The organism is Streptomyces beihaiensis (assembly GCF_026274175.1).
In the GTDB taxonomy this organism is placed as follows: domain Bacteria; phylum Actinomycetota; class Actinomycetes; order Streptomycetales; family Streptomycetaceae; genus Streptomyces; species Streptomyces beihaiensis.
Window position 1 is genome coordinate 24564 of sequence record NZ_JAPHNL010000290.1, and the last position, 12104, is coordinate 36667.

Consider the following 12104-nt stretch of genomic DNA (forward strand, 5'->3'; position numbering starts at 1 on the left):
AGACGGTGCTCATGAAGAGGGGGTGCTCATGAAGAGGGGGACACCGCTTCGGTGTCCCCCTCTTGGGCTGCTAGTCGCGGGCCGCGGTCAGATGTTCCGCGTGTTCCTGCAGTGAGCGCACGCCCACGTCGCCGTGGTTGAGCGCGTCGATGCCCTGGACGGCCGCGGCGAGCGCCTGGACCGTGGTCAGGCACGGCACCGAGCGGGCCACCGCCGCCGTACGGATGTCGTAGCCGTCGAGGCGGCCGCCGGTCCCGTACGGCGTGTTGACGATGAGGTCGACCTCGCCGTCGTGGATGAGCTGGACGATGGTCTTCTCGCCGCTGGGGCCCTCACCCTCGGACTGCTTGCGCACGACGGTGGCGTTGATGCCGTTGCGCTTGAGGACCTCCGCCGTGCCGGAGGTGGCGAGCAGTTCGAAGCCGTGGGCGACGAGTTCACGCGCCGGGAAGATCATCGAGCGCTTGTCGCGGTTGGCGACCGAGATGAACGCGCGGCCCTTGGTCGGCAGCGGACCGTAGGCTCCGGCCTGCGACTTGGCGTACGCCGTGCCGAAGACGGAGTCGATGCCCATGACCTCGCCGGTGGAGCGCATCTCCGGGCCGAGGACGGTGTCGACGCCGCGGCCCTTGATGTCGCGGAAGCGCGACCAGGGCATGACGGCCTCCTTGACGGAGATCGGCGCGTCCAGCGGCAGCGTGCCGCCGTCGCCGGTGGCCGGAAGCAGGCCCTCGGCACGCAGTTCGGCGACGGTGGCGCCGAGCGAGATGCGGGCGGCGGCCTTGGCGAGCGGCACCGCGGTCGCCTTCGAGGTGAAGGGGACCGTACGGGACGCGCGCGGGTTGGCCTCCAGGACGTAGAGGATGTCCCCGGCCATGGCGAACTGGATGTTGATCAGGCCGCGCACGCCGACGCCGCGGGCGATGGCCTCGGTGGAGGCGCGCAGCCGCTTGATGTCGTGGCCGCCGAGCGTGATCGGGGGCAGCGCGCACGCCGAGTCGCCGGAGTGGATGCCGGCCTCCTCGATGTGCTCCATGACGCCGCCGAGGTAGAGCTCGGTGCCGTCGTAGAGGGCGTCGACGTCGATCTCGATGGCGTCGTCGAGGAAGCGGTCGACCAGGACCGGCCGCGACGGGCTGATCTCGGTCGACTCCTCGATGTACGACGACAGGCGGGTCTCGTCGTAGACGATCTCCATGCCGCGGCCGCCGAGCACGTACGAGGGGCGTACGAGGACCGGGTAGCCGATCTCGTCGGCGATGGCCTTGGCCTCGTCGAACGTGGTGGCGGTGCCGTGCTTGGGGGCGGGCAGCCCGGCCTCGGCCAGGACGCGGCCGAAGGCGCCGCGGTCCTCGGCGGCGTGGATGGCCTCGGGCGGGGTGCCGACGACGGGGACGCCGTTGTCCTTGAGCGCCTGCGACAGGCCCAGCGGGGTCTGGCCGCCGAGCTGCACGATGACGCCCGCGACCGGGCCCGCGAGCTGCTCGGCGTGGACGACCTCCAGGACGTCCTCGAGGGTGAGCGGCTCGAAGTAGAGGCGGTCGGAGGTGTCGTAGTCGGTGGAGACGGTCTCCGGGTTGCAGTTGACCATCACGGTCTCGTAGCCCGCGTCACCGAGGGCGAAGGAGGCGTGGACGCAGGAGTAGTCGAACTCGATGCCCTGGCCGATGCGGTTGGGCCCGGAGCCCAGGATGATCACGGCGGGCTTGGTGCGGGGAGCGACCTCGGTCTCCTCGTCGTAGGACGAGTAGAAGTACGGGGTCTTCGCGGCGAACTCGGCGGCGCAGGTGTCGACCGTCTTGTAGACCGGGCGGACGCCGAGCGCGTGCCGGACCTCGCGGACGACGTCCTCGCGCAGGCCGCGGATCTCGGCGATCTGGTGGTCGGAGAAGCCGTGCCGCTTGGCCTCGGCGATGAGCTCCTCGGTGAGCTCGGGCGCGGCGGCCAGTTCGTCGGCGGTCTCCTTGATCAGGAAGAGCTGGTCGACGAACCAGGGGTCGATCTTCGTGTGCGCGAAGACCTCCTCGGGCGTGGCCCCGGCGCGGATCGCCGCCATGACGGTGTTGATCCGGCCGTCGGTGGGCCGCTCGGCGGCTTCGAGGAGCGCCTGCTTGTCGCCGGTCTCGCCGACGAAGGTGAACTGCGAGCCCTTCTTCTCCAGGGAGCGCAGCGCCTTTTGGAACGCCTCGGTGAAGTTGCGGCCGATGGCCATGGCCTCGCCGACCGACTTCATGGTGGTGGTCAGCGTGGAGTCGGCCTGCGGGAACTTCTCGAACGCGAACCGGGGCGCCTTGACGACCACATAGTCGAGCGTGGGCTCGAAGGAGGCGGGGGTCTCCTCGGTGATGTCGTTGGGGATCTCGTCGAGCGTGTAGCCGACGGCCAGCTTGGCGGCGATCTTCGCGATCGGGAAGCCGGTGGCCTTGGAGGCGAGCGCCGACGACCGGGAGACGCGCGGGTTCATCTCGATGACGATCACGCGGCCGTCCTCGGGGTTGACCGCGAACTGGATGTTGCAGCCGCCGGTGTCGACGCCGACCTCGCGGATCACGGCGATGCCGATGTCCCGCAGGATCTGGTACTCGCGGTCGGTCAGCGTCATCGAGGGAGCGACGGTGATCGAGTCGCCGGTGTGCACGCCCATCGGGTCGAAGTTCTCGATGGAGCAGACGACCACGACGTTGTCGTGCTTGTCGCGCATCAGCTCCAGCTCGTACTCCTTCCAGCCGAGGATGGACTCCTCCAGGAGCACCTCGGTGGTCGGCGAGAGCGTCAGACCCTGGCCGGCGATGCGGCGCAGCTCGTCCTCGTCGTGGGCGAAGCCGGAGCCGGCGCCGCCCATGGTGAAGGAGGGGCGGACGACGACCGGGTAGCCGCCCAGCTCGTCGACGCCCTGTAGGACGTCGTCCATGGAGTGGCAGATGACCGAGCGGGCGGACTCGCCGTGGCCGATCTTGGCGCGGACGGCCTCGACGACCTCCTTGAACTGGTCGCGGTCCTCGCCCTTGTGGATGGCTTCGGGGCGGGCGCCGATCAGCTCGACGCCGTACTTGTCGAGGGTGCCGGCCTCGTGCAGCGAGATGGCCGTGTTGAGGGCCGTCTGACCGCCGAGGGTGGGCAGCAGCGCGTCGGGGCGCTCCTTGGCGATGATCTTCTCGACGAACTCGGGGGTGATCGGCTCGACGTACGTGGCGTCGGCGATCTCGGGGTCGGTCATGATCGTCGCCGGGTTGGAGTTCACCAGGACGACCCGCAGGCCCTCGGCCTTGAGGACGCGGCACGCCTGGGTGCCGGAGTAGTCGAACTCGGCGGCCTGGCCGATGACGATCGGGCCGGAGCCGATGACCAGGACGGACTGGATATCGGTGCGCTTAGGCACGCTGGCCCTCCATCAGAGCGGTGTTCATCAAAGAGGTGAAGCGGTCGAAGAGGTACGCGGCGTCGTGCGGGCCCGCGGCGGCTTCGGGGTGGTACTGGACGGAGAAGCCCGGCTGGTCGAGCAGCTGGAGCCCCTCCACGACGTCGTCGTTGAGGCAGACGTGCGAGACCTCGACGCGGCCGAAGGGCGTCTCGCTCACCTTGTCGAGCGGCGCGTCCACGGCGAAGCCGTGGTTGTGCGCGGTGACCTCCACCTTGCCGGTGGTGCGGTCCTGGACCGGCTGGTTGATGCCGCGGTGGCCGTACTTGAGCTTGTACGTGCCGAAGCCCAGGGCGCGGCCGAGGATCTGGTTGCCGAAGCAGATGCCGAACAGCGGCGTCTTCCGCCTCAGCACGGCGGTCATCAGCGCGACCGGGCCCTCGGCGGTGGCCGGGTCGCCCGGACCGTTGGAGAAGAAGACCCCGTCGGGGCCCACGGCGTAGACGTCTTCCTCGGTGGCGGTGGCGGGCAGGACGTGCACCTCGATGCCGCGCTCGGCCATGCGGTGCGGGGTCATGCCCTTGATGCCGAGGTCGATCGCGGCGACGGTGAACTTCTTCTCCCCGATCGCCTCGACGACGTACGCCTCCTTGGTGGCGACCTCCTCGTACAGGCTGGCGCCCTTCATGTGGGGCTGGGCCCGCACCTTGGCGAGCAGCTCGGCCTCCGGGGCCAGCGCCTCGCCGGAGAAGATGCCCGAGCGCATGGAGCCGCGCTCGCGCAGGTGGCGGGTGAGGGCGCGGGTGTCGATGCCGCGGATGCCGACGATGTCCTGGGCGACGAGCTCGTCGTCGAGGGAGCGCTTGGCGCGCCAGTTGGAGGGCACGCGCGCGGGGTCGCGCACGACGTAGCCGGAGACCCAGATGCGCCCGGACTCGTCGTCCTCGTCGTTCCAGCCCGTGTTGCCGATCTGCGGGGCGGTGGCGACGACGATCTGGCGGTCGTAGGAGGGGTCGGTGAGGGTTTCCTGGTAGCCGCTCATGCCGGTGGAGAACACGGCCTCGCCGAAGGTCTCCCCCACGGCCCCGTAGGCGCGGCCGCGGAAGATGCGGCCGTCCTCCAGGACGAGTACGGCGGGAAGCACCTTCGTCCTCGCGGAGGAGCTCCCCTTGCTGGAGGTGGTCATCGTGCGGCGCCTTCCGTCGTGTGCTTCTTGTCGATCATGTTGTTGATGGCGGTGACCCACTCGGCCTGCTCGGCCGCCCGGTCGGAGCGGAACCCGGAGTCGATGAGCTTGTCGCCGTGCGCCCAGGTGACGATCAGCAGACCGCCCTCCGTGAGCACCTTCCCGGCGATGCCCTTGTCGAGCCGGGCCTCGCGCAGCGCGTCCGCCGGGACGAAGAAGTCGCTCGCCCCGGGGCGTACGACGTCGAGACCGGCGTCCGTGAGCGTGAGCTCGACTCGGCTGCGGGTGCCGAGGCCGTGCGCCACGATGCGGTCGAGCCACTGCCCGGCGGTGGTGGAGCCGTGGTAGCGGCCGCTCATCGACAACACAGTCAGTCTCGCCGCACCCGGCGTTCCGGGCGACCGAGGCGGCTGGGGCAGCGGCGGCAGGTCGCCCTGGAGCGTGCCGCGCCACTTCCAGCCCTGGCGCATCAGCCAGTAGGCGAGCGTGATGAAGAGCAGCAGTCCGACGACCCAGCCGATGCGGCCGGGCCAGTCCGTCACGGCTGCCGACTTCTTCTCGGCGGCGAGCCGGACCAGCGGGTGCAGGGGTCGCAGAGAGTGCAGTGGTGGTGTCACGCGAGCTTCCCGTCGGCGAGGGTGGCCTTGCCCCGCAGCCAGGTGTGGGTGACGCGACCCGGCAGCTCACGGCCCTCGTACGGGGTGTTGCGGCTGCGGGAGGCGAAGCCCGCGGGGTCAACGGCACCACGGTAGTCCGCGTCGACCAGGACGAGGTTGGCGGGCTCACCTGCCGAGACGGGGCGGCCGTGGCCGGTGGCCTGCCCGATCTCGGCGGGCTTGAAGGACATCCGGTCGGCGACGCCCGCCCAGTCGAGCAGGCCCGTGTCGACCATGGTCTGCTGCACCACGCCGAGCGCGGTCTCCAGGCCGACCATGCCCATGGCCGCGGCGGCCCACTCGCAGTCCTTGTCCTCGTGCGGGTGCGGGGCGTGGTCGGTGGCGACGATGTCGATCGTGCCGTCGGCCAGCGCCTCGCGCAGCGCCATGACGTCCTTCTCGGTGCGCAGCGGCGGGTTGACCTTGTAGACCGGGTTGTACGTGCGCACCAGTTCGTCGGTGAGGAGCAGGTGGTGCGGGGTGACCTCGGCGGTGACGTCGATGCCGCGGGACTTGGCCCAGCGGACGATCTCGACGCTGCCGGCGGTCGACAGGTGGCAGATGTGGACGCGGGAGCCGACGTGCTCGGCGAGGAGCACGTCCCGGGCGATGATCGACTCCTCGGCGACGGCCGGCCAGCCGCCCAGGCCGAGCTCGGCGGAGACGGTGCCCTCGTTCATCTGGGCGCCCTCGGTGAGGCGGGGCTCCTGCGCGTGCTGGGCGACGACGCCGCCGAATGCCTTCACGTACTCCAGGGCGCGGCGCATGATCACGGCGTCGTGGACGCACTTGCCGTCGTCGGAGAAGACGGTGACCGCCGCGGCGGACTCGTGCATGGCGCCGAGCTCGGCGAGCTTGACACCCTCCAGGCCGACGGTGACGGCCCCGATGGGCTGGACGTCGCAGTAGCCGTGTTCTTGGCCGAGCCGGTAGACCTGCTCGACGACGCCGGCGGTGTCGGCGACCGGGAAGGTGTTGGCCATGGCGAACACGCTGGTGTAGCCGCCGGAGGCGGCGGCGCGGGTGCCGGTCAGGACGGTCTCGGAGTCCTCGCGGCCCGGCTCGCGCAGGTGGGTGTGGAGGTCGACGAGGCCGGGGAGGAGGATCTTGCCGCCGGCCTCGACGACGGTGTCGGCACCGTCGCCGCTCAGGCCGGTGCCGACCTGGGCGATGACGCCGCCGTCGATGAGGACGTCCTGCGGCTCGCCGCCGAGCACCTTCGCACCACGGATCAGCGTCTTCTTCGGCTCGCTCATGGTTACTTCGTCTCCTCGGTACGGGTGTTCGTGACGGCGGGCTCATTGCCGCCCAGCAGCAGGTACAGAACCGCCATTCGGGTGAAGACGCCGTTGGCGACCTGCTCGACGGCCGTGCAGCGGCCGGAGTCGGCGACCTGGGCGGTGATCTCCATGCCGCGGACCATCGGGCCCGGGTGCATCACGATGGCGTGCTCGGGCATCCGCGCCATCCGGTCGCCGTCGAGGCCGTAGCGGCGGGAGTACTCGCGCTCGGTCGGGAAGAACGCCGCGTTCATGCGCTCGCGCTGCACGCGCAGCATCATCACGGCGTCGGACTTGGTGAGCGTGGCGTCGAGGTCGTAGGAGACCTCGCAGGGCCAGGTCTCGACGCCGACGGGCAGCAGGGTGGGCGGCGCGACGAGCGTGACCTCGGCGCCGAGCGTGTGCAGCAGGTCCACGTTGGAGCGGGCGACGCGGCTGTGCAGGACGTCGCCGACGATGGTGACGCGTCGGCCGTCGAGGCCCTGGCCGATCCCGGCGTCGGGGCCGGTGAGGCGGCGGCGCATGGTGAAGGCGTCGAGCAGTGCCTGGGTGGGGTGCTGGTGGGTGCCGTCGCCCGCGTTGATGACGGGGGCGTCGATCCAGCCGCTGGTGGCGAGCCGGTACGGGGCGCCGGAGGCGCCGTGGCGGATGACGACGGCGTCGACGCCCATCGCCTCCAGGGTCTGGGCGGTGTCCTTGAGGGATTCTCCCTTGGAGACGCTGGAGCCCTTGGCGGCGAAGTTGATGACGTCCGCGGAAAGGCGCTTCTCGGCCGCCTCGAACGAGATCCGGGTGCGGGTCGAGTCCTCGAAGAAGAGGTTGCAGACGGTCCGCCCGCGCAGCGCGGGCAGCTTCTTGATGGGCCGGTCGGAGACGCGGGCCATCTCCTCGGCGGTGTCGAGGATGAGGACGGCGTCGTCGCGGGTGAGGTCGGCGGCCGAGATGAGGTGTCGCATCATCTGGGGTGCTCCGTAGGAAAGTTCAGGAGGTTCGGAACGTACGGGACATACGGGCGTGCCAGGGCACACCTGTGGGCGCGTACGTCCGGACGGAGGCGTACGCGGGCGGGTGTGCTACTGCTCGGCTCGCCCGGCTGCCGCGGGGTCCGGCTTGGCTCCGAGCAGCACGGCGTCGCGGCCGTCCTCCTCGGCGAGCTGGACCTTGACCGTCTCCCGCAGCGACGTGGGGAGGTTCTTGCCGACGTAGTCGGCGCGGATGGGCAGCTCGCGGTGGCCCCGGTCGACGAGGACGGCGAGCTGCACGGCGCGCGGCCGCCCGATGTCGTTCAGGGCGTCCAGGGCGGCGCGGATGGTGCGACCGGAGAAGAGCACGTCGTCGACGAGGACGACCAGGCGGCCGTCGATGCCGTCACCGGGGATGTCGGTGCGGGCGAGCGCGCGCGGCGGGTGCATGCGCAGGTCGTCGCGGTACATCGTGATGTCGAGCGAGCCGACGGGGACGGCGCGGCCGGTGATCTCTTCGAGCTTGGCGGCCAGGCGGCGGGCGAGGAAGACGCCGCGCGTCGGGATGCCCAGGAGAACCACGTCCTCGGCGCCCTTGGCGCGCTCGACGATCTCGTGGGCGATACGGGTCAGCACCCGCGCGATGTCGGGCCCTTCGAGCACGGGCCGGGCATCGGACTTCTGCGTGTCCATACGAAACGGACCCCCTTCTCCGCCTCACGGGACGGACCTTAAAGGACGTCGGATTTGCGCCACCCACGGTACCAGGCCCGTGACCGGCCCCATCACCCCAGGTGGCCCCGTTGGAGGTGCGGCCCGCACGAATTCACGAGAAGGTCGGTACGGACCATTCGGCTTGACGCGGCCAAGTAACGCTGCGTAACCTCACAGTGAGTTACCAGCCACGCGGCGGAGCCGCACAGTGATGCAGTGTCCGGGGAGCTATATGTCCAGCGAATACGCCAAACAGCTCGGGGCCAAGCTCCGTGCGATCCGCACCCAGCAGGGCCTTTCCCTCCACGGCGTCGAGGAGAAGTCCCAGGGACGCTGGAAGGCGGTCGTCGTCGGGTCCTACGAGCGCGGTGACCGCGCCGTGACCGTGCAGCGCCTCGCCGAGCTGGCGGACTTCTACGGCGTGCCGGTCCAGGAGCTGCTGCCGGGCACCACCCCGGGCGGCGCCGCCGAGCCGCCGCCGAAGCTCGTCCTCGACCTGGAGCGCCTGGCCCACGTCCCGCCGGAGAAGGCGGGCCCGCTCCAGCGGTATGCCGCCACGATCCAGTCGCAGCGCGGCGACTACAACGGCAAGGTGCTCTCGATCCGGCAGGACGACCTGCGCACCCTGGCGGTCATCTACGACCAGTCGCCCTCGGTCCTGACCGAGCAGCTGATCAGCTGGGGCGTGCTCGACGCGGACGCGCGGCGCGCCGTGGCGCACGAAGAGGCATGACGGGGCGCTGCGCCGCAGAAACGTCACAGCCCGAGGGGGGCGGAGCCGGACGGCTCCGCCCCCCTCGGGCGTCGTGGCGGGTACGGGCGCGGCCACGCGCGGCCCGGACAGCACGGCGGGCCCGGTGCGGAACCTCGTCGGGTTCCGGGCCGGGCCCGTGTCGGTGTCCGTGGGACGTGCCGGACGCCCCGCGGTCAGGAGGCGTTGTCGCGGCGCACCGTCGACTTCAGGTCCTTGAAGCGGGCCAGAAGACCGTTGACGAACGCCGGGGACTCGTCGGTGGAGAACTCCTTGGCCAGCGAGACGGCCTCGTCGAGCACCACCGCGTCCGGGGTCCCGTCGACCCAGACCAGCTCGTAGGCGCCGAGCCGCAGGATGTTGCGGTCGACCACCGGCATCCGGTCCAGCGTCCACCCGACGGCGTACTGCGCGATGAGCTCGTCGATCCGGGTCGCCTGCGCGGCGTACCCCTCGACGAGTTCCATCGTGTACTCGCTGACGGGTGGCTGCCGCGTGTCGGTGCGGGAGTGCCGGACCCAGTCGGCGAGGACCGTCAGGACGTCGACGCCCCGCTGGTCGGCCTCGAAGAGGATCTGGAAGGCGCGCTTGCGGGCCGTGTTGCGGGCAGCCACGGTTAGCTGTTCACCCGGCCGAGGTAGTCGCTGCTGCGGGTGTCGACCTTGATCTTCTCACCGGTGGTGATGAAGAGCGGCACCTGGATCTGGTGGCCGGTCTCCAGGGTGGCGGGCTTGGTGCCACCGGTGGAGCGGTCGCCCTGGACGCCCGGCTCGGTCTCCTGGACGGTCAGCTCGACGGCGGCCGGCAGCTCGACGAAGAGCACCTCGCCCTCGTGCTGCGCGACGGTGGCGGTGAAGCCCTCGACGAGGAAGTTGGCGGCGTCACCGACGGCCTTGCGGTCGACGTGGAGCTGGTCGTACGTCTCCATGTCCATGAAGACGAAGTAGTCGCCGTCCATGTACGAGAACTGCATGTCGCGCTTGTCGACAGTGGCCGTCTCGACCTTGACGCCGGCGTTGAACGTCTTGTCGACGACCTTGCCGGAGAGCACGTTCTTGAGCTTGGTGCGCACGAAGGCCGGGCCCTTGCCGGGCTTGACGTGCTGGAACTCGACGACGGACCACAGCTGGCCGCCTTCGAGCTTGAGCACCATGCCGTTCTTGAGGTCGTTCGTGGAAGCCACGGTTGCGGAATCTCCTGGACTGACGTGGACGACCCCGGGGGCACCGCGCCGGCCCGAAGGCTAGAGCGCGAGCAGCTCCTTGGTCGTGATGGTGAGTAGCTCGGGTCCGCCGTCCGCCTCGGGGCGGACGACGAGCGTGTCATCGATCCGGACGCCGCCCCGGCCCGGGAGGTGGACCCCCGGTTCGACGGTGACCGGCACACAAGCGTCCAGTTTACCCATGGCGGAAGGGGCCAGCTGCGGGTCCTCGTCGATTTCGAGTCCCACTCCGTGTCCGGTCAGTTGTGCGAGACCGTCACCGTACCCCGCGCCGACCAGGACATGGCGGGCGGCCCGGTCCACCTCGCGGCACTCGGCGCCCGGAGCCAGGCTCTCGCGCCCGGCTCGTTGCGCGGCGAAGACCAGGTCGTACAGCTCGATCTGCCAGTCCGCGGGCGAGGTGCCGATGACGAAGGTGCGGCCGATCTCGCTGCGGTAGCCGCGGTACGTCGCGCCCAGGCACACGGTCAGGAAGTCGCCCTCCTCCACCCTGCGGTCGCTGGGCCGGTGCCCGCCGCGTCCGGAGTTGGGGCCGGTGGCGACGCAGGTCGGGAAGGCCGGGCCGTCCGCCCCGTGGTCCACGAGGCGGCGCTCCAGTTCGAGCGCGAGGTGCCGCTCGGTGCGGCCCACGAGGATGGACTCCAGAAGCTCGCCCAGGGCCTGGTCGGCGATCTCCGCGGCGATGCGCAGGCAGGAGATCTCCTCCTCGTCCTTGATCAGGCGCAGTTGCTCGACCGCCTTGTTCAGGTCGGTCAGGCGCAGCCGGGGTGCGACGGAGGACAGGGCCCGGTGCCGCGCCACGGTCAGATGGTGCTCCTCCACGGCGATCGAGTCGGCGCCCTGGTCGACGGCGACGTCGGCGGCGGCGACCGCCGGATCACCGCCCGCGGCGGGCAGCACCCGCACCGCGAGGTCGTCGTCGGGCCGCCCCTCGGCGGTCTGCCCCGTGGGCGGTCGCCCGCACAGCAGGACGTCGTCGCCGCCGCCCGGTTCCCTGCCGAGCAGCAGGACGGCGCCGCTGGGCGCCGCTCCGGCGAGATAGCGGACGTTGGCGGGGCGCGACACGAGGGCGGCCGCGCTGCCGCCCGCCATGGCGCGCTCTCTGAGCCGGTCCCGTCGGGCCGCGTACACCTGTGCCATACCACCGAGCGTAGAAGCGGGCGGCCGCTTCGGCCCGGTCAGCGCGTCCGGACGGGCGGCCGAACATCGGTTCCCGGGGTGTGGCGAGGGATCAGCGGCGACGGGTCACCACGTGGGCGGGCTGGTGATGGCGCGGGCCAGGACGTCGTCGAGGACCTGCGCCGTGGCGTCCACGTCCAGCTGCGAGTTGTCGATGATCGGCAGGCCCGAGCCGTACCAGCCGGCCATCCGGCCGTGGATGCGCGCCACCTCCTCGTCGGTGAGGCGGCGGTTGCCGCTGCGCTGTGCGTTGCGCTCCAGGACGATCTCCAGGCCGGGCAGCAGCACCACGGGCAGCAGTCCCGGCCCGACGTGCCGCTTCCAGCCGCCGAGGCCCACCACCGGGCGGTCGGGGAAGACGGCGTCGTCGAGGATGCAGGAGATCCCGTTGGCCAGGAAGTTACGGGCGGCGAAGCCGCAGGTGCGGCGGGCCAGGCGGTACTGCGCCTCCGAGCTGTCGTTCCACCCGGACTGCGGGTCGGCGAAGCCGGAGCGGACCCATTCGCGGACGTCGTCGAGGCTGATGTGGGCCGTCGGGACGCGGCGGCGCTCCGCCCAGTGCCGGGCGACGCTCGTCTTGCCCGCGCCCGCGGGGCCGATCAGCAGCACCGCGAGGGTGGTGGCGCCCGGGTCGACCGGGGCCTGCGCGGGCGGCGGGCTGGGCACGGCGACGGGGGCGCCGGACGGCAGCTGGACGTGCCCGGTGCTGGTGTCGCGCACCACGGGCGAGAGGTCGTCCGGCGAGGTGGTCAGGCGCAGGGCGTTCGACGGGTCGCCCGCGTGGGGGCCCGTCACC

The 12104-nt window shown here is 71.1% G+C and carries 11 protein-coding genes; 1 reads left to right on the forward strand and 10 read right to left on the reverse strand.

The window, feature by feature from the left end:
* Positions 1-70 precede the first annotated feature (70 nt).
* The 6 genes from carB to pyrR form a co-directional block, all read right to left on the reverse strand.
* Entirely contained in the window at positions 71-3379 is a 3309-nt protein-coding gene (gene carB / locus OFY01_RS25105) for a carbamoyl-phosphate synthase large subunit (RefSeq protein WP_266603534.1), read from the reverse strand.
* Positions 3372-4544, reverse strand: coding sequence for a glutamine-hydrolyzing carbamoyl-phosphate synthase small subunit (gene carA, locus OFY01_RS25110; RefSeq protein WP_266603536.1), 1173 nt, complete (start codon positions 4542-4544; stop codon positions 3372-3374). The genes carB and carA overlap by 8 nt, the downstream gene beginning before the upstream one ends.
* Positions 4541-5140 (reverse strand): PH-like domain-containing protein, encoded by a 600-nt coding sequence (locus OFY01_RS25115; protein ID WP_266603556.1) that lies wholly within the window; start codon positions 5138-5140, stop codon positions 4541-4543. Before OFY01_RS25115 ends, carA begins: the two co-directional genes overlap by 4 nt.
* A 17-nt stretch (positions 5141-5157) precedes the next feature.
* Positions 5158-6456: a dihydroorotase gene (locus OFY01_RS25120; protein WP_266603538.1), complete on the reverse strand. Its 1299-nt coding sequence runs from the start codon at positions 6454-6456 to the stop codon at positions 5158-5160.
* Between the two features lie 2 nt (positions 6457-6458).
* Positions 6459-7439, reverse strand: coding sequence for an aspartate carbamoyltransferase catalytic subunit (locus OFY01_RS25125; RefSeq protein WP_266603540.1), 981 nt, complete (start codon positions 7437-7439; stop codon positions 6459-6461).
* 114 nt (positions 7440-7553) lie between these two features.
* Entirely contained in the window at positions 7554-8135 is a 582-nt protein-coding gene (gene pyrR, locus OFY01_RS25130; RefSeq protein WP_266603542.1) for a bifunctional pyr operon transcriptional regulator/uracil phosphoribosyltransferase PyrR, read from the reverse strand.
* Between the two features lie 253 nt (positions 8136-8388).
* Between pyrR and bldD the strand changes: the two genes are divergently transcribed.
* On the forward strand, positions 8389-8889 hold the full coding sequence (gene bldD, locus OFY01_RS25135) for a transcriptional regulator BldD (protein ID WP_093894511.1): 501 nt from the start codon (positions 8389-8391) through the stop codon (positions 8887-8889).
* A gap of 194 nt (positions 8890-9083) precedes the next feature.
* On the opposite strand, the gene nusB is transcribed toward bldD, so the two are convergent.
* The 4 genes from nusB to OFY01_RS25155 form a co-directional block, all read right to left on the reverse strand.
* The gene (gene nusB / locus OFY01_RS25140) at positions 9084-9521 is read right to left on the reverse strand and encodes a transcription antitermination factor NusB (protein WP_266603546.1); all 438 of its coding nucleotides are present in this window, start codon (positions 9519-9521) and stop codon (positions 9084-9086) included.
* A gap of 2 nt (positions 9522-9523) precedes the next feature.
* A complete protein-coding gene (gene efp / locus OFY01_RS25145) occupies positions 9524-10090 on the reverse strand; it encodes an elongation factor P (protein WP_266603548.1) in 567 nt (188 codons plus the stop codon).
* A 60-nt stretch (positions 10091-10150) separates the two neighbouring features.
* Positions 10151-11269: an aminopeptidase P family protein gene (locus tag OFY01_RS25150; protein ID WP_266603550.1), complete on the reverse strand. Its 1119-nt coding sequence runs from the start codon at positions 11267-11269 to the stop codon at positions 10151-10153.
* Between the two features lie 105 nt (positions 11270-11374).
* Positions 11375-12104 (reverse strand): AAA family ATPase (locus OFY01_RS25155; RefSeq protein ID WP_407700420.1); only part of this gene is annotated, 730 nt, incomplete at its 5' end.

Bases quoted from the DNA above. Each gene is read 5' to 3' on its own strand.
- OFY01_RS25125 (WP_266603540.1), bottom strand. From the start codon at position 7,439: ATGATGCGACACCTCATCTCGGCCGCCGACCTCACCCGCGACGACGCC.
- OFY01_RS25150 (WP_266603550.1), bottom strand. From the start codon at position 11,269: ATGGCACAGGTGTACGCGGCCCGACGGGACCGGCTCAGAGAGCGCGCC.
- OFY01_RS25120 (WP_266603538.1), bottom strand. From the start codon at position 6,456: ATGAGCGAGCCGAAGAAGACGCTGATCCGTGGTGCGAAGGTGCTCGGC.
- bldD (WP_093894511.1), top strand. From the start codon at position 8,389: ATGTCCAGCGAATACGCCAAACAGCTCGGGGCCAAGCTCCGTGCGATC.
- pyrR (WP_266603542.1), bottom strand. From the start codon at position 8,135: ATGGACACGCAGAAGTCCGATGCCCGGCCCGTGCTCGAAGGGCCCGAC.
- carA (WP_266603536.1), bottom strand. From the start codon at position 4,544: ATGACCACCTCCAGCAAGGGGAGCTCCTCCGCGAGGACGAAGGTGCTT.